Consider the following 16,479-nt stretch of genomic DNA (forward strand, 5'->3'; position numbering starts at 1 on the left):
AAAAAAAGCCGTCCCGCGGTTTCCCGCCGGACAGCATTCATTCAGGTTCTCAGCCGCGTTTTTTCGGTCCGCCGGATCGGCCTGCCGATCCCGGCTTTCCGGCCGGCCGGGATCTTCCCGACGGTCCCGGCCTGTCGGACTGCCCGGTTTTCCCGGAACGCGCCGGTTTGCGCGCGCTGCCTGCATTGGAATCTCGCGCTCTGCCGGCGGCGCCTTCGCGAGCTCCGCCAGAGGCGGGCTTTCCGGCGCCCTTTCGTCCGCCGCGGCCCGGGCCAGAAGCCGCAGAATCGCCGCCTTTACCGCGGTAGCCCTTTGCCTTCAATGCCGCGGATGACCGCTCTGAAGCCCGTTCATTCATCTGCCGGTACTCTTCGATGCGGTCAGGATCGTAAAAGCCGTCCTTCCAGTTGAAGCGCGACACGCCCTCCAGGGCAGTCCCCTTGCGCAGGGAATCCATGACGGCCCGGTATTCCTGGCGGTCGACCTTCGTCTTGGAAAAATCCACGACATATCTGCGGAAGCCGGCTTTTTGAAGCACAGCGGTTTTATCGGCTATCGAAAAAGGCATTTCAGGGAAGACGTAGGAGCCTTCCTGCGTAGAAAGAGCCTTGAACGATCCGCCCTGGCGATCGGAGAAAAAGGTGAAGGTGTAATCCTTGGGCAAGCTGAAGCGCATCCTGAACAGGGCAGGATAGGCGTACACGGTCACGAAGGCCTGTTCCCGACAGGAATTATCGATGGAAGCTTCCAGATTATCGCGCGAATTCTCCAGCGGCGTAATCCACTGCCACAACCCCTGCTTATTGAGCCAGTCTATCGACCATCGGTTGAAGGTGTAGAGATAGGGTCCGGCGATCAGCCTGAGACCCCGGTTTCTCAGCATTCCGATATGGCCGGGATTGTTGACGATGAAATTGACGTATCCGTTTTCCACGAGACGGTCGAGGGCTGTGGAAAGGCCGTCCTCCTTTTCCTGTGGAAGGAATGGATCCAGCGATATGATGAGCTCGCGTTTCGAGAACGGAAGAGTCCCCGCTCCGCCGGAATGTGAGACGGACGCTTCGCCGAGAAGAGCGGGCAGGGTTTCGGCGGTTAATTCAAGAATAGCCCGAACCGGCCGATCCATCAGAATCGAGTATAAATCTTCGATCGTGGATACCTGCACATAGATGCCTTCCGGGAAGGCGGAAAGCTTTCCGGCTCCGGGTTTTCCCGCCGTGGCGCGCTCGGCGGCCGTTACGGGAGCCTGCACGGGCGGCTTTTCAAGCTGGAGCGGAGGGAGACGGTCGCCTCCGGGCTGGCTTCTATAAGAGGACAGATCTCCGAGCACGCGGGGATAGCGGCGGGACATGGCCTTCGTCTGAATCAGATAGACAGAATCGCCTTTGCCGAAGCCTTCGGGTATGTCCAGCCAGCGTCCGGCCGGTTCGACCGTGACCTTCTGGATTTTGTGGCTTTCGCGCGCGGAATCGTCTTTTTTATGGAAGCGAAGAGAATCGCCCTCGTCGGGATCGTAGGAGCCGCCCCGCAAAAGAGCTTCGCGGGTTTCGCCCGCTTCGCGCACCTTGTCGATGGTGCCGAGAGAAATTCCGGTTCCGCCGGCCTGATCGGGATTGAGGACGTTTTCGGCGTGGGATGAATCGTACCAGTATCTGGTTTTCGCGCGCGCGAAATCGTTCGCGAGAATGCGCCGGGCGGTCTCTAGAGAGCCCTTGCGGTCGCGCTCCCAGTTGTCGAGGACGTACCGGTAGGCGGACACGACCGTTCCCACGTATTCGGCGCTTTTCATCCGTCCTTCGATTTTAAAGGAATTGACGCCCGCCTGCACAAGGTCGGGAATCCGGTCGATGAGCTGAAGGTCGTTCGGAGAGAAGAAGTACCCCTGGCGGGTTCCGCCGTTCACTTCCGCGGTATACAAACGCCTGCACGCCTGGGCGCACATGCCCCGGTTCGCAGACTTTCCGCCGAGGAAGCTCGAGAACAGGCAGAGACCCGATTCGCTTACGCACAGGGCTCCGTGGACGAACACTTCAAGCTCGCACGAGGTGCGCTCCCTGATCTCGCGCACTTCCGGAAGGCCCAGTTCGCGGGCGAGCACTACGCGGGACACGCCCGAGCGGCTCATCGCGTTCGCCGCGCGCGCGCTGGCTATGTTCATCTGGGTGGACGCGTGGATCCTGAGATTCGGGAAATGCGTGCGCGCAAGATTCAATACGCCGAAGTCCTGAACGATCAATCCGTCCGGACCGATGCGGTTGAGATATTCCAAAAAGCGGTACATCCGCTCGGTTTCGTTTTCCTGCAAGACGGTATTCACCGTGACAAGAACTTTCTTTGCCCGTTTATGAAGGGCTTCTACGGTCGCCTCGAATTGAGACCACGCGAAATTAGAAGACCGCAGGCGGGCGTTGAAGCTTTTCAGCCCCAAATATACGGCATCCGCCCCTTCCCCGATCGCTGCGTCCAGGGCTTCAGGATTTCCTGCCGGTGCCAATAACTCTGCCATAATGCCTCCGTTCTAACCCGCATAGTACTCTGTATTCGCGGATTATGCAAACCTCGGGGAGGCTCACTGCCAGTGGAAGTTTTCTGCTCCCGCCGAGCTTTTTCCCGTCGCGCACACGCGCCAATCTGCGGCCGAATCCGTATCTTCGACGCCTCCGCTGAATCTGTCGCGGCAGAGAGTTCGCGTCGCGGTAGTTCCCATCGACGGAACGGCCGAGCCTATCCCGGAATCGGGACCCCAGGAACCCTGAGAGACGGCTTCCGCGGCCGCCGCCTCAAGGCCCGGATTCGGCCAGGAATCCTTTCCGTCCTCGGCCCAGAACGCCGCGTCGAGGATTTTCCCGCCGACGCGCTCGCGAACAAGGATTCCTCCGGTTTTTTTCAAGGGAGCCTTGGTCTGATCGTCCCAGAAGTCGACAGCGTCGGCTCGGGCGTCGGTTCCAGCGGAAACGAGGCCGGGAGAGACTTCGTCGACAAGACCTTCTTCTATCGAGCGCAGATGATATACGACGAAATCGCCGCGCGAAACCTCTACAGAAGGAAAAGTCCAGACCGGAGACGCGGCGTTTCCCGGATTTTCTATCGCGACGCCGCCCAGGTTCCCGTCTTCCAATACAAGCAATTCAACGAACTCTACGCGCGGCTTGGAATACACGCAACGGATTTCGTTCACCGCGAGCCGGGGAACCCTGGAATTCCAGCCGACGAAGGGAACCGCGAACGAAAGACGGTTCCCTCTCGCGTCTTCCACCGTCGCCGAAAGAAGAGCTTTTTTCCCGGGCCCCGGAGCCGCGGGAAGCAGAAAAGAAACAGCTGTTGACAGCGCAGTATCGGCTGGCGAGACAGGAAGATCGGGACCGTCTTCAATATCAGTCCTCAGGGAGCTCGCGACTACGCGGACAGGTTGGGTGAAATCGGCCTTTACGCAAGTTTCGTCTGCGGGAGAGAGAGAAACAAGATGCGGGCAGGAGACATCCATCCCCCACTGGGAGACGATTTCTTCGTCCAGCGAGCAGCAGGAACAGACGGCGGCAAGCAGCATCGAAGCGACTAAGCGGACGAATTGAATAAGCGGGATGCATCGTTTCATAGATAAGCCTCCGGAGCCTCGTCGCCTTCAATTCGAACTTCTGCCCGAAGATCTCGCCCAAAACCGGTAAAAAATGCTATTTTTCACGCATGAGCTATCGAATACATTCGCTTGAATTGCATAAAACCATCACGCCGGGAACCGATTCGCCCGATTCGGACGGGACGTTCGCGATTCTCGCCTTTTCCTCGCTGGTGGAAAAAGGCAACCTGGAACCGAAGACGGAAGATCATCTGGCCGGCGGAGAAACCGCGACAGAGATCCCCTCGGGCTATTATCTGTTCGCTCAAGGGACGTGCGGGGCTGAAGAAGGACGCGATTTGTTCGCTCCGGAGTTGAAGAGCCTCTATCGGCAGGCAGCGGAAGAAGTGTGGCTTGAATCGTTATGGAGGGAAAAGGAATTCGCGGATTCGCGGGTGTTCGTAAGGCTTCTCCGGGAAGACGGAAAAACAGCTTTCCAGATTTTCAGAAAGGTGCTTCCCGGAGAAAACGACGTTCAGTTATAACCGAAGCGTTTCGACCATGTATCGGATGGATGAACCGTTCCGGTCGACCTGTTCTTTTTCTACGACGAAAACCAGCGACGAACCGGTTTGATCGATCTGCACCCGGCGCACAAGATAGCCCTTGACGCCGTCGCGCTTGAAGCCGGGAAGCCCCACCGTCTTTTTCGCCGTCTTTCCGTCTTTTCCCGTAATCGATACGGACAGATAAAACGAAGACTTCACGTCCTTGCCTGAACCCTCGACGAGCACATGTGTTTCGACCGAGTAATCTGTAGACGATTCAAAATCCCTGAACGCGATGGTCCGCAATCCGGGTTCGTCCACGGCCTGGATATAGAGGGGGCGTCCCTGATTCGCGCTGTCTACCGACAGTTTCTGTATCGCGGGAGCCGCGGTATTCTGAAGCGAAGCGAACACGCCTTTCGCATCCCGGGCGGCTGTATCGGAAGACGGCTTGCGGGAGAACAAACCTTCGCGAATGAAACTGTTTTTCGCCACATCGACCGCGAATATATCGGCATAGGCCTGATAGTCTTTGTCGGTAACGCCGTATTGTCCGAAAACGAACTGCTTTCCATCGGCAGAAAAGCCGAGATTCACAAAGGTGGCAACATCCCCGGCCCAACCGTGGGCCATAATCAGGAAAATGAAGAAAAGGATAGTTGTTTTTCGCATGTACTGCTCCATTGTATACAGAATGAGTCTCTGCTGTACAGAATCGGCAGAAAATCAGCTTCACTTGAGATTCACGTAAACGCTTTTTTAGTGGTATCATGACGCATGACCATAGCGACCAGAAATCGTTTTTTTAAGCTGGCCATCGCAGTTTCCGCGCTTCTTTCCGCGGCGGCGATAGGCATCGCAGTGACGGCGCTTACCGGAGGCAGGCTTCCTGTCGAAATCCCGGGAGTGCGCGTGCTTTCGCCGCCGCGAGGCCTGCCCTTCTCGCAATGGAGCCCTGCCGCTTCGCTCATCCACCTGGCGGCTTTTCCGTTTTTTTCCCTGATCTGGCTTATCTACATCTACCGCGGATTCGAAAAGACGCAAAGCTCCGAAATGATTTTTTTCGCCGCTTCCGTGTTCGCGGTTTCCTTCGAAATGCTGCGAATCGTCATTCCTTTGACCGGAGTCGACGGCGGCTATCTGATTACGGTCATCAGCCGGGTAAGCCTTTTTTCCCGCATTTTCTTTCTGCTTTCGATTCTTTCGAGCGGACTGTTCAACAGTGCTCAAACTGCGCAAATGATCGGATCATCGATTTTTCTGCTCGGCTTTATTTCTTTCAGTCTTTCTCAGTCCATTCCCATCAATTCGATGGCACCAACGTCGAATTTCATACTATTGACCGGATATCCGGCGATTCTCTCTCTGTTTTTCGCCTGCATCGGAGCCCTGGCAATCCTTTCGTACCTTATTCTGGGCATAACCAGGGCAACAAAAGAATACTTTTCCTGCGCCGGAGGCTTGGCTCTGTTAATCCCGGGCTATTTTTTGCTGATTCTCGCCGACAACTGGCTCTACGCGATCAGCGGCGCGGCTTTGCTGAACTTCGGGACCTGGCTCTACATGGACCGGATGCACCGCTACTATCTATGGCAGTAGCGTCATCACGGCGCCGATGGCCAGGGGAATCACGAGATTATCGTAGTCTTTGATGGGAAGAACTTCTATCGTCATTGCCAGCAGGGCAACCAGAAACGACTTGAACGGATCATGGGTTGCTGCAAGGGTGGAAACATAAACGGCGATGAAACAGGCGGTGCTGCCTTCGAGAGTTTTTCCGCCCGCCCGGGGAATCTTGATTCTTCCATATAACTTTCCCGCCAGACTGGCGATTCCGTCTCCGAAGGCCAGAGCGTACACGGCGACCCGGGCGGCCTGAGGCGGAAACAGAATAAGGGCGAATAAAACGCCAAGAGCCATCGTTACCGGACCGAGAACGAAACGACCTTCGTCGCGCTTGCGTGAAGCGTAGGCGGTTACGCGGGAAATGAACGGTATGGGATTTCCGGTTATGCGCCTGTATTCGCAAAAGGTGTACAGGCAAATCACAGACGAGAGCGAAACCAGGGTGAAACTGTAGTTGAGAGTCGCAATAAAGGGCACAAGGGAAGCGCATAAATGTATGCTCTTTCTGAAAAACTCTTTCAGAAGATCATTTACCGTTGCAGTATGCGATATCTTCCGGTATCTGAAATCGGCGATTATTCCCATTATATTCCCTGCATGGTTCGCGTTATATCACTTTCTATAACACATAAGGCAGCGGTTGGTTTCGTAAAAACAAAAAAAAGTTCTTTCTTTGGACGTTACTGGATTTGAACCAGTGACTTCTACCGTGTGAAGGTAGCACTCTACCGCTGAGTTAAACGTCCAAAAAAAGAACTATATGTCAGAACCATGCGCCCGCGTCACCCTACCGCTGAGTTAAACGTCCAAAAAAAGAACTGCATGTAAAAGAAGGCGCGTAAATCGAGTGATGTACGATACGAGAAAGTATAATATCAGGTAGGGGATCATTGTGCAAGAGCCTTGTTGTCAAGCCTGGGAGAATGCGATATATCCTTTAGACTACTGGAGGAAGATATGAAATCAACTGTTCGCGCAACCTTAGCAATCCTGGCCTTCTGTATGATATCTGCCGCGGGAGTTTTCGCGGAGAGCTCCGATAAAAAAGAGGTTCGGTTCGACGACTACCGCAGCGCCCTCGGCATGTTCGCCATGGCCATCCCGAACGGGGGCGCCTACGGACTCCAGTTCGAACACTGGTTCAACTCCTTCGGTTTTACCGTAACGGGCGGCGGATATTATCGGCCTGAAGACGACTGGGCCAATATCCTCGACTACTCGGTTGTGTTTCAGGGCATGCACACCGTATTCGGCAATACCTTTTCGGACCAGGTGGCGGGAAGGCTGTACAGCTGGGCCTCGATCGGACACCACGGATATATGACAGACGATACCAACGACGACGTGTACGAGGAAGGCGCGTACAAGGCGAACGGAGTCGCGGGTCTGGGCATCGGGATTGAAATGATCTTTTTCGAGCATTTCTCGATTCCCCTGCAATTCGGCTATACCGGCGAGTTCCCCAACGACCCGGGGCTCGGGTTCACCTTCGGTTCGGGGATTCGCTACCGGTATTGAGAACGCGGTTACTCTTTCCGCAAGCCGGCCGGCCGGAGATTACTGGTCGACCCGCTGCTGAAGGATGCGCTCGTTTTCAAGCGTTTTCGGAATATCGGGATAGGTTTCCGGAACGAAGAGTTCCGCCGGACGCGTGATGTTCTGAATATTCAGATACGCGAGGTTCGAACCCTGGGCGCGGACCAGCGTATCGGGGTTTCGGGTCAGCGCGTCCCAGGCGCGGGACGATTCGGCCATCAGCGCCAGAGCCCGCCCGTTCAAAGCGATATTGCCCGTCCGCTGCGCGATTCTGTTGAGCGTGACCCCGAGGTTATTGGAAGTCTGCATATACAACTGGACGAAGTCCCCGTGATCTGTCCGCACCTGCGGAAAGAGAATTCCCTTTCGTATCCGCTCGGATTCAAGCACTTCCTGCAAACGCTCGTAATACCCCTGGGCGGCGAAGTAATCGCCCCTTCTATGCAGGGCGTTTCCCATGCTGAACAGAAGATTCCGGTCCTGTGGGCGTTCCGCGTGAGTCATGATGAACGACTCGATTGCGGCAGGGTAATCCTTCAATCGATAGGACGAATAGCCGATCCGGTAGCGCACAGAGGGAGTATCGTAGCCTTCCGCGATCGCGAGGCGGTAATGATCACGGGCGTTCTCAAGATCGTTCGAGATGAAATAATCGATGTCCGCGTAGTCTGAATACAGCCTCCCGACCAGCGGGTCCTGGCGGACGGTTCGCGTTTCGCGGTGAGCCCGGTAAAGGGTGATACCTTCGGTGAACATGCGCCTCGCGTCCAGATATTCCCGATCCTCGGTCAGCAGTTCGCCCAGAAGTCGATAACAGTCCACCTGCACGAGAACTCTGCGGGGCGACATCGACCGCACCCGGGAAAATTCCGACAGCGAACGCTGCAGCGAAAGCTCAGCCGGCTTCGCGCGGTAGTTGTATATGTAGTAGCGGCCCAGATTGTAATGAGCTTCGGGGATGGAAGGATCGGCTTTCGCCGCACGCTCAAGAAGCTTGAGAACGTCTTCGATCCTGTTTACGAGAGCCGCCGAATCGCCGGGCTTCGGATTATAGCGCTTGTCTACGAGGTATCCGCTCAGTTCGACCAGATCGGAGGCGCCGATTTTGCGCTTCTTTTCCATGAAGTGCTCCTTCAGGGGAAGCACTTCCGCGAGGTTGTCGGTGCGGATGAAGTACCGCATCATGCGAGCGAGAAAGGGGTCTTCCTTGCCGTAGAGCTCGATCAGAGAGGCGTACGTGAGCCGTGCGTCCGCGTACTTGGACGGATCCTCCCAGGCCCAATCGAGGTAGGTATCGCCGAGAAGCAGCAATCCCTCCCGATTATTGACATGATGATCCAGGACGCGCCGGCGGAGCACTTCTACGGCCTTCGCGTAGTTTCTCATGTCCAACCGCAGCATCTCGGCGTATTCGAGCCCCGCGGGAAGATCGTTCCGATAGCGGGCGAGCAGGCCTTCGTACATATGTTCTGCCGAGATGTACTGCCGTTTATCGCGGAAGGCGCGGGCGTATTTAAAGTACCAGCCCTTCTTCTCCCAGACAACCACGGCCTGATTGAACAGATCGATCGCCTGCGTATAGCGCTCGTCCTCGATAGCCTGATAGCCGCGCTTGTACAGGCTTTCGGCCGCAAGAGGCCGGTAAATGAATTGCCACGAGAGATAAAAGGTGCAGGCGGCCAGCAGCAATCCGATGAAAGAAATGACGGCGACCGGCAGTATTTTGTTGAAGAATACATAGCGGAGCGAGCTTTTTTCGGCTTCCAGCTGTTCCGCGCTTTTCTTTTCGAAATCCTTGGGTATGGGGATGGAACGGTCGAGGGCGCCTTCGAGGGTTCGGGCGATCTTGCGAACCGAGGTTCCCCCGAGAATGGAATGAACCATTTCCATCTTATGGATGTCGGTCCCGGCCGATCCGGCAAGGTATTCCTCGACGGCCATCCGCAGATTAAGCGGAAAATCAGAAAGAAGACCGAGAAACTTTTCAAATTCGGAATCAGTCAGCTCAAGGCGAACTTCCTTTTTGGCGTTTTTCCGGGAAATGGCGGATTCAGGAATCTCGGAAATCGAAGTCCGGGCGGGAGACGAGGTAAAGTCGGAGAAACCGGGAATATGGAACTCATCGTCCGGCAGGGCGCTGTCGATGCTGTCCTGGAGAAAGTTCTCGTCGAGCACGAAGCCGTCGAAGCCGTCCAGATCGGCGTCTCCCGCGGAGGAATCGGACGATTCCTCGACCTGCAGGTCGTCGGGGATGGAAAAATCAGCGAATTCGTCGCCGAAGGGATTGGCGGGAGCATCTTCCTGGGTGAAGGGAGCCGGTTCGTCGTCCATCGACGGGAAGGCAACATCCTTCGCGGCCGGAATGCCGTCCTCGAATCCCGGAGAGAAATCGAGAGCTTCGACGTCGTCTTGAGAGGAATCTCCACGGGGAGGTTCATCGGAGCCGAAGGGGTTTCCGAAATCCGAGCCGCCTAAATCGGGAAGCTCGAAGGAGGCCGGAGCGGGAATGCCGTCTTCCAATCCGGGGGAAAGATCCATGGCGTCCATAAAATCGCCGGAAAGATCTGCGGGGGGAAGCGAAAAATCGGAAAGGGCCGAATCGCCGAGGTCTTCAAGACCGGCAGCTTCAAGCCCAAGATCTTCCAGGCCGGCGTCGCCGAGGTCTTCAAGGCCGGCAGCTTCAAGTCCGAGATCTTCAAGGCCGGCGTCGCCGAGGTTCTCAAGGCCGGCAGATTCAAGTCCGAGATCTTCAAGGCCGGCGTCGCCAAGGTCTTCAAGTCCGACAGTTTCCAGGCCGGCGTCCTCCAGGCCGAAATCGTCGAGGTCCGTTTCTGGGGTCATAGAATCCAGCGAGCCGGGAAGATCTTCCGGACCGGGGATGTCGAAGGAACCGGAAGGGAAGTCTGCGTCGGGGGGCTCGGGATTAACCGCGCCGAAGTCCGGAAGTTCGAAGGAATTTGCGGATAGATCGTCCGGCGAGTCTGCCGCGCCGCGCTCGGCCTCGATATCGTTCGCGAAGCCGGCAAGGAGATCCTGCGGCACGGAAAAATCGTCGAATGAAACATCTTCAGGCGAATCGGACGGTTCAGGTTCCGCCGATCCTTCGCTCAGAGAGGAATTGTCCAACGGAAGAGATGAAAGAAAATCGTCGAATTCTTCAAGGGCCGGAGCTTCAGGAACAGGCGTTTCAGGTTCGGATTCCGGAGGGGAAAACGAGGAGTTGCTGAAAAACGAGTCCATGTTGAAATCGTCCTGATAGTCGGTTGAAGCTTGCGTTGCTTCGACTTCAGTTTCCGATGCGAATTCTGAGTCGGGAGAAAAGGATTGCGGTTCTTGGGCGGAAGGAGGAACGTCGGGGCCGATCGAAGAAAGGAGATCGTCTACATCGACCTGGGGCGGAGCGGCCAGAATTTCTGAAGGGCGGGGATACTCGTCGTAAATTTCGCCCCGTTCGGCGGCGATTTCGCGCTCATGGCCGAGATTGCTGAGTACTTGTCTGAATTGTTCGAGTTGTTTTATTCCCGGCATGGTCTTCCTGTACGCACCTCGTATATCAGATTTTCGGCCATATCCCGGATCGACTTTAGCGAAGACAGATCTCAAGATTCTGTAGCATTTTCCGACAATTGTAAAGAAGCACTATGAAACAACGAAAACTTCTATTAATAGGCCTCGCGCTCTGCGCCTGTTTGGCGGCGTCGGCCGCGGACATCGAAGCGGTAACATATTCGAAACTCGTCTCGGGGATCTCCCGCGCCCGCGCTCCGGTAGTCGACGGCAGATACGCTGTTTTCACGGCGAAGGGAAGCGCCCGGCATGCAGGAGTCGCCTTCGAACATGAAAACTGGCAGACTATCCACACCCTGCAGCGCATCGTCAGAAAGGACGAGTTCGGAAAGCCCCAGAAAGACTCGAACGGGAAACCGCTGGAATCGATTCTTTTTTACATCGCCGAAATTCCGGAGGGCGTGCATCAAATCAGATACCGGATGGTCATCGACGGACTCTGGTCGACCGACCCCCTGAACGCGGCAAGCGAATACGATTATCCCAACGGCATCCAGGTTTCGGTGCTCCCCGTGGAGTTCTTCCAGAGCTTCCAGACGCAGAATGTGAATATCGGAAAGGTCCGGTTCGTGTATGAAGGCGAAAGCGGCGCGGTGATAAGGGTCGCCGGAACCTTCAACAACTGGGATCCGTTCATGTACGAGCTCGAGGAAACCTCGCCCGGCAGATACGAACTGGCCGTGCCGCTCCCGAAGGGCACCTGGTATTATTCGTACTACGAAGGCTCGAACCGCCTCCCGGACAATACGAACCCCGAACGCGTCTACACGCGGGACGGGCGAGTAGCCTCCGTAGTCGTGGTGGAGTGAGAGGTCCGTATGTCCCTGACCTTTTTTACCGCCTCGTACGCGCCGTTGTAAACCCCGTTTTTTGCGTTCCGCAGAATCCTGTCGCAATACAGGGCGGGCATATCCCGGTCGTTCACCAGTAGATTAAGCGTCCGGTGCAAACCGGTTACCGAGGAAGTTTCGATCGTACCGTCGCCGATTTCCGCTCCGCGGATCGCGCCCCAGGCCTCGTGCCGGCCGACCCGCTGGATGAAGAGTTTGGGCACCGGATAAAACGACAACTCGCTCGGCTTGGTGATCATCACGTCGCACACCCGCATCAAAAGATTCGTCGAGTACACCGCGCACCAGAACTCGTCATGCAGAAAGACATGGACGCCGCGGACCGGGCGTTCGGCAGCTTCTTGAACGAAGGCGCGGGTTTCTTTCCAGTCAGAATGCATGGTCCAGGAAATTCCGTCCTCGCGAAACATCTTTTCAAGATCGGCCCATCGGCCCTTATGGTCTCCCATATTAATGAACAGCGACACCTTTTCGCCGGCGATCGCGTCTTTGCAGGTGCGCGCTATGTCCGCGAAACGGAGCACCTGGGCGCCCGCGCCGCCCATGGTGAGCAGGAAGCGGCGGGTTTCTCCGTCCCTGATGCGTCTGAGCCGGGAATCGCAATCCGCCTCGATGCCTGAAACGATCTCGTGGTCGACGTAATGGCCTGCCAGAAAGATGTCCGAGGCCGGCATGCAATGATCGAGGCGCATGTCCACGCCCATCGAGTGGAGGGTGCGGTAGCCCATATAGGTGGACGGCGACTGGACCGCATGAACGGTACCTTCCACGATATGAAAGGCGAGAGGGAAGTTGTCCGGAATAATGGTGACGATGTTTTCGAGTCCTGCGTTCACCGCCGCGTGGCCGGTCCACGGATGGGTCGACAGGAAGGGGATGTCGCGGGGCAAGCCGCGGTAGAGGGGAGCGAATATGCGCGAAAGGGAGTCCTCTTCGAGCGTGAAGGCAAGACGCTGGGCGGCAGTGCTGGTCACGTAGTCCCAGATGTATTTGTCGAAAAGCCGGGACCGCTGCGAAATCCGGGAGCCGAGATTATAGAGATCCTCGAGATAGCGTATGGTTTTGCTGGCCGCGGTATCAGGGAAGGACATGAGGTCGAGCCAATAGGGGGTCAGACCGAGGGATTTGGCCGCGGAAGCGAGAGCGATGGCCATGCGGCAATGGCCGAAGCCCATGCGGATGGTGCCGAGCACGACGCCGTCGGCAGAATCGAAGGGGGACGCCGCCGATGCGGGGTCCGGGGATCGAGTCGCTCCGGAAGACTCAGGAAGGATGTTCGATGCTTCGCGCACTGTGCGTATCCCGAAGTCCTCGAAGGCGAATCCTTCTTCCCGGGTTTCAAGCACGGGGCTCGATTCGGGATCGAAGGAAAATTTCCGGGCGAAACGCTGGTAGCGTTTTTCTGCTTTGACAATGACTCTATGAGGTACGGGATTTCCGTAAATCCGTGTGTGATCCATGCGATCAGTGTACGTCCGGTCGAAGAAATTTGCACTCATTTTCAACCGGATTCGAGCGCGCGCGGGAAGGTCGCTAGTCTTTTCCGAGAAGCCCGTACTCTCGCATTTTATTGAGAAGCGTGCGCCGGGAGATGCCCAGTTCACTCGCGGTTTTTTCCCGATGCCCGCCGGTTACGGCCAGCGCGGAAACTATCGCCTGCCGCTCGGCTTCACGGACGCTCAAGACCTCGCTCTGCACGGCAGGCGCTGCTAAGGATGCAGGGGCGGCAGGCGCAGAAGCCGCGGCAGATGCCGCCGCGGACTCAGCGGCGGCGGACCCGGCAGGCGGCGGGCGCAGGCGGCTCGACAGGGTAAAATCGGCGGGGCCGAGCTCGTCTCCTTCCGCCAGTATGACCGCGCGCTCCATCGCGTTTTCCAGTTCGCGCACGTTTCCGGGAAAAGGATACTCGGTCAACAGCTTCAGAGCCGCAGGACTGATGCCGGAAATTTTTTTGCCGGTTTCCCGGGAAAACCGGGCGAGAAACATGCCGGCGAGAGGAGCGATGTCCAGAGGCCGCTCGCGCAAGGGCGGAATATGAATTCTGATCACATTCACCCTGAAATACAGGTCTTCGCGGAAGGCGCCCGCGCGGACAGCCTCTTCCAGATCCCGGTTGGTCGCGGCGACTACGCGCACATCCACCGGAATGGGTCGCGCGCCGCCGACCCGGACGACGACCCGCTCCTGGAGCACGCGCAAGAGCTTCACCTGAAGCGAAGGACTCATCTCTCCCAGCTCGTCGAGAAACAAGGTTCCGCCGGAGGCAAGCTCGAACAAGCCCTGTTTGCTCCGGTCGGCGCCGGTAAAGGAGCCCTTCTCGAAGCCGAAGAGCTCGCTTTCCTGCAAACTTTCGGGAATGGCGCCGACGTTGACCGGAACGAAGGGACCCTCGGACCGGGGGCTCTGGCGATGAAGCTCCCGGGCGATCACTTCCTTTCCGGTGCCGCTTTCGCCGGTAACCAGAACGGTGGCGGAAGACGGAGTGGCCTTGCGGACAAGAGTAACGACGGAATGCATCGCCGGATCGTCCCCGAGCCATCGCGAGCCGTCCGCACCGCCGAGCGAAGCCGGCTCGTCGTACAGCCTGCGCCCGACGTCGGCAAGGCGGAGGAGGCGATTTTTTTCCAGAGCCTTTTCGAGCCTGACCGCAAGCTCGCCCGGATCGAAGGGTTTGACCACATAGTCGTCTGCGCCCTTTTTCATGGCGGAAACCGCGTCGTTGATGTCGCCGTGGGCGCTCATGATGATCACCGGAAGGCCGGGTCCTCCGGTGCGGATGCGGTCGAGCACCTCGAGACCGTCCATGCCGGGCATGCGAAGATCCAGCAGAACAGCCGAAAACAGTTCGCGCTCCAAAAGAGCGAGGCCTTCTTCGCCGTTCGCGGCGCCTGAGCACCGGAATCCCTCGAGAGCAAGGTATTCGGCCAGAGAATTTCTGAGGTTCCGCTCGTCGTCTATTATCAGTATGCGCGCATCATTCATTCAGAACGCTCCCCGGATTCGGACTTTCGCCGCGCGCCGGCAAGCGGCAACGCTATCGAGAACACGGAACCGCCGCCGGGCCGCTCGGTCCAGGTCAGCGATCCGCCGGCCTGTTCCGCGTATTTCTTCGAAAGGGCGAGGCCGATGCCCGTGCCCTTGGCCTTCGTGGTGAAAAACGGCTCGAAAATTCTGCTCCGGTTCTCCGGCGGAATCCCGACGCCGCGGTCCAGAACCTCGAACACGGCCTGTCCGGCGCGGGAATAAAGGCGAACGACCGGCGGCTCTTCCCCTCCCCCCCCCGATTCGAGGGCATTGGAAACCAGATTGTCCAGAGCCTGCAATAAACGATCGCCGTCGATCAAAACGGGAAGAGGATCGGCTGACTCGCAGATCGCGGAAATTCGTCCGGCCCATCGTTCGCCGCAGCGGTCGATATACCATCGGGCATCCCGGGATTCCGCCGAGCCCTCGCCGGACTGAAGGAATTCGCGCACCCGGTCCGCGAGCAGGGCGAGCCGGGCGGTTTCCTCTTCGATGACGCCGACGTTGCCCTGCCGTTCGGCGGGGAGCGTTTTTCTGAGGGTCGCGCACTGGATGCGGATTACGCCGAGAGGATTCTTGATCTCGTGCGCGAGGGTGCGCGCGGCCTCCCCGAGCTGGACGAGGCGGCTGAGAGATTCTTCGCGTTCGCGGTAGCGAGACAGCCGGCGTGCGAGAACGGCGAGAAGGGCAAGGATCACGATGAAAACGGCAAGAAGGCCGTAGAGTACAAGGTAGAAAAGCCTGCCTTCGGAAAGGAACTGGGAGACATCGAGTTCGGCGTATATGTATCCGTATTTGCGCTCCATCATGCCCCGCCGGGGACCGGGCATTTCCCCCGGCATATGACCGGGAACGGCGCCGGCCCTGCGCAGCAGAACGATCGAGTTTTTTTTGCGGATGGTTGCGCCCCGGACGGGAACCGCCCGGTAGTCTACGGCAGCAGGAGCGTCTCCGAAGCGATATACCGCCGCCCCGGACGAATCGTACAGGGCGAAGGAAAGAACCTCCGGCCACGACTGCGGATCGAGCCGCCCCGAATCCCGATGATGATCGAGAAGGCCCATCAGTATCTGGAATGAACGGTATTCAAGTTCTTCCATGCGCCGCTCATGCTCCTGGCGCACCAAAAGCAGCGCGAAGCTGAAGGCCAGCAGCACTGCCGCGGGAATAAGTATATAGAGGCCTGCAAAGGGAAGCCGCTTTCTCTTCATACCGGAAGTGTACCCCGCCTAAAGGCGGGGCGCAACAATCACCTTCTGTTTCGATTGAACGGACGATCTTCGTCGTCGCCGGCATAGCCGCGGCCGCCGTTCGGGCCTCTTCCGCTATTCCCGCCGCAGCCTGCGCCGCGCCCCATTCCGAAGCCGCGGGAATCCGCGTAGGCAGAAAGATCGAGTTCCTTTCCGTTGACCCATACCTTGGCGGGCATGATCATTTTAGCGTTTTCGATCGCGCACTCGCCGCGGCCTTCGAAAGAGAATCCTTCGATTTTCAGCTTGTCGCCCACCTTGATTCCGTTTTCCCAGGCAACCTGATAAAAGGGGCCTGCCGGAATAACCCATGTTTGATCCTTTGCCTGCACGGTCGGGATTCCTTCCGCGACGGCGAGCACGCCTTCGACTGAAACCGTGTCGCGGGCGCCGGCCGCGAATGCCGCCGATCCGATGACGAGGGCCGCGAAAGCGGCGATAATTGTCTTTTTCATACGCTTGATCTCCTTCCCCTGGTCTGCGTCCTTTTGAACGTTTTTTACGGGGTACTAACATACTGC

Annotated in this window: 13 protein-coding genes and 1 tRNA gene; 4 read left to right on the plus strand and 10 right to left on the minus strand. The window is 57.5% G+C overall.

Annotated elements, in window-relative coordinates; genetic code table 11:
• Positions 1–49: 49 nt before the first annotated feature.
• Positions 50–2,506, minus strand: coding sequence for a U32 family peptidase (locus K7J14_RS13270; protein WP_269062466.1), 2,457 nt, complete (start codon positions 2,504–2,506; stop codon positions 50–52).
• Positions 2,507–2,569: 63 nt separating this feature from the next.
• On the minus strand, positions 2,570–3,595 hold the full coding sequence (locus tag K7J14_RS13275; RefSeq protein WP_230757264.1) for a hypothetical protein: 1,026 nt from the start codon (positions 3,593–3,595) through the stop codon (positions 2,570–2,572).
• An 89-nt stretch (positions 3,596–3,684) separates the two neighbouring features.
• Here K7J14_RS13275 and K7J14_RS13280 point away from each other — a divergent pair, with 89 nt between their 5' ends.
• The gene (locus tag K7J14_RS13280) at positions 3,685–4,101 is read left to right on the plus strand and encodes a hypothetical protein (RefSeq protein WP_230757265.1); all 417 of its coding nucleotides are present in this window, start codon (positions 3,685–3,687) and stop codon (positions 4,099–4,101) included.
• Here K7J14_RS13280 and K7J14_RS13285 read toward each other — a convergent pair.
• Positions 4,096–4,776, minus strand: coding sequence for a DUF2259 domain-containing protein (locus K7J14_RS13285; RefSeq protein WP_230757266.1), 681 nt, complete (start codon positions 4,774–4,776; stop codon positions 4,096–4,098). The two genes, K7J14_RS13280 and K7J14_RS13285, sit on opposite strands and share 6 nt — an antisense overlap.
• Positions 4,777–4,881: 105 nt before the next feature.
• On the opposite strand from K7J14_RS13285, the gene K7J14_RS13290 reads away from it, so the two are divergent.
• Positions 4,882–5,703: a hypothetical protein gene (locus K7J14_RS13290; protein WP_230757275.1), complete on the plus strand. Its 822-nt coding sequence runs from the start codon at positions 4,882–4,884 to the stop codon at positions 5,701–5,703.
• Here the strand turns inward: K7J14_RS13290 and K7J14_RS13295 are convergent.
• Entirely contained in the window at positions 5,692–6,315 is a 624-nt protein-coding gene (locus K7J14_RS13295; protein ID WP_230757277.1) for a diacylglycerol/polyprenol kinase family protein, read from the minus strand. The genes K7J14_RS13290 and K7J14_RS13295 overlap by 12 nt on opposite strands.
• Positions 6,316–6,404: 89 nt before the next feature.
• Positions 6,405–6,476, minus strand: a tRNA-Val gene (locus tag K7J14_RS13300).
• Between the two features lie 211 nt (positions 6,477–6,687).
• On the opposite strand from K7J14_RS13300, the gene K7J14_RS13305 reads away from it, so the two are divergent.
• Positions 6,688–7,248, plus strand: coding sequence for a hypothetical protein (locus K7J14_RS13305; protein WP_230757280.1), 561 nt, complete (start codon positions 6,688–6,690; stop codon positions 7,246–7,248).
• A gap of 39 nt (positions 7,249–7,287) precedes the next feature.
• On the opposite strand, the gene flcA is transcribed toward K7J14_RS13305, so the two are convergent.
• Positions 7,288–10,794: a periplasmic flagellar collar protein FlcA gene (gene flcA / locus K7J14_RS13310; RefSeq protein ID WP_230757284.1), complete on the minus strand. Its 3,507-nt coding sequence runs from the start codon at positions 10,792–10,794 to the stop codon at positions 7,288–7,290.
• Between the two features lie 113 nt (positions 10,795–10,907).
• Between flcA and K7J14_RS13315 the strand changes: the two genes are divergently transcribed.
• Complete coding sequence (locus tag K7J14_RS13315) at positions 10,908–11,642, plus strand: isoamylase (protein ID WP_230757287.1); 735 nt, start codon at positions 10,908–10,910, stop codon at positions 11,640–11,642.
• Here K7J14_RS13315 and K7J14_RS13320 read toward each other — a convergent pair.
• From K7J14_RS13320 to K7J14_RS13335, 4 genes are all read right to left on the minus strand, one after another.
• Positions 11,597–13,144 carry a DUF6938 domain-containing protein gene (locus K7J14_RS13320; protein ID WP_230757290.1) on the minus strand — a complete coding sequence of 516 codons (1,548 nt, stop codon included), beginning with the start codon at positions 13,142–13,144 and terminating at the stop codon, positions 11,597–11,599. The genes K7J14_RS13315 and K7J14_RS13320 overlap by 46 nt on opposite strands.
• A gap of 73 nt (positions 13,145–13,217) precedes the next feature.
• Positions 13,218–14,666: a sigma-54-dependent transcriptional regulator gene (locus K7J14_RS13325; protein WP_230757292.1), complete on the minus strand. Its 1,449-nt coding sequence runs from the start codon at positions 14,664–14,666 to the stop codon at positions 13,218–13,220.
• Positions 14,663–15,919: a sensor histidine kinase gene (locus K7J14_RS13330; protein ID WP_230757295.1), complete on the minus strand. Its 1,257-nt coding sequence runs from the start codon at positions 15,917–15,919 to the stop codon at positions 14,663–14,665. The genes K7J14_RS13325 and K7J14_RS13330 overlap by 4 nt, the downstream gene beginning before the upstream one ends.
• A gap of 38 nt (positions 15,920–15,957) precedes the next feature.
• On the minus strand, positions 15,958–16,413 hold the full coding sequence (locus K7J14_RS13335) for a hypothetical protein (RefSeq protein ID WP_230757297.1): 456 nt from the start codon (positions 16,411–16,413) through the stop codon (positions 15,958–15,960).
• Positions 16,414–16,479 lie beyond the last annotated feature (66 nt).

This window comes from Teretinema zuelzerae (assembly GCF_021021555.1).
Classification (GTDB): Bacteria; Spirochaetota; Spirochaetia; order Treponematales; family Treponemataceae; genus Teretinema; species Teretinema zuelzerae.

Excerpts from the sequence above, each read along its gene's own strand:
- K7J14_RS13270 (WP_269062466.1), bottom strand. The coding sequence starts at position 2,506 with ATGGCAGAGTTATTGGCACCGGCAGGAAATCCTGAAGCCCTGGACGCA.
- K7J14_RS13330 (WP_230757295.1), bottom strand. The coding sequence starts at position 15,919 with ATGAAGAGAAAGCGGCTTCCCTTTGCAGGCCTCTATATACTTATTCCC.
- K7J14_RS13315 (WP_230757287.1), top strand. The coding sequence starts at position 10,908 with ATGAAACAACGAAAACTTCTATTAATAGGCCTCGCGCTCTGCGCCTGT.
- K7J14_RS13305 (WP_230757280.1), top strand. The coding sequence starts at position 6,688 with ATGAAATCAACTGTTCGCGCAACCTTAGCAATCCTGGCCTTCTGTATG.
- K7J14_RS13290 (WP_230757275.1), top strand. The coding sequence starts at position 4,882 with ATGACCATAGCGACCAGAAATCGTTTTTTTAAGCTGGCCATCGCAGTT.
- K7J14_RS13285 (WP_230757266.1), bottom strand. The coding sequence starts at position 4,776 with ATGCGAAAAACAACTATCCTTTTCTTCATTTTCCTGATTATGGCCCAC.
- K7J14_RS13325 (WP_230757292.1), bottom strand. The coding sequence starts at position 14,666 with ATGAATGATGCGCGCATACTGATAATAGACGACGAGCGGAACCTCAGA.
- K7J14_RS13320 (WP_230757290.1), bottom strand. The coding sequence starts at position 13,144 with ATGGATCACACACGGATTTACGGAAATCCCGTACCTCATAGAGTCATT.
- K7J14_RS13335 (WP_230757297.1), bottom strand. The coding sequence starts at position 16,413 with ATGAAAAAGACAATTATCGCCGCTTTCGCGGCCCTCGTCATCGGATCG.
- K7J14_RS13280 (WP_230757265.1), top strand. The coding sequence starts at position 3,685 with ATGAGCTATCGAATACATTCGCTTGAATTGCATAAAACCATCACGCCG.
- flcA (WP_230757284.1), bottom strand. The coding sequence starts at position 10,794 with ATGCCGGGAATAAAACAACTCGAACAATTCAGACAAGTACTCAGCAAT.
- K7J14_RS13295 (WP_230757277.1), bottom strand. The coding sequence starts at position 6,315 with ATGGGAATAATCGCCGATTTCAGATACCGGAAGATATCGCATACTGCA.
- K7J14_RS13275 (WP_230757264.1), bottom strand. The coding sequence starts at position 3,595 with ATGAAACGATGCATCCCGCTTATTCAATTCGTCCGCTTAGTCGCTTCG.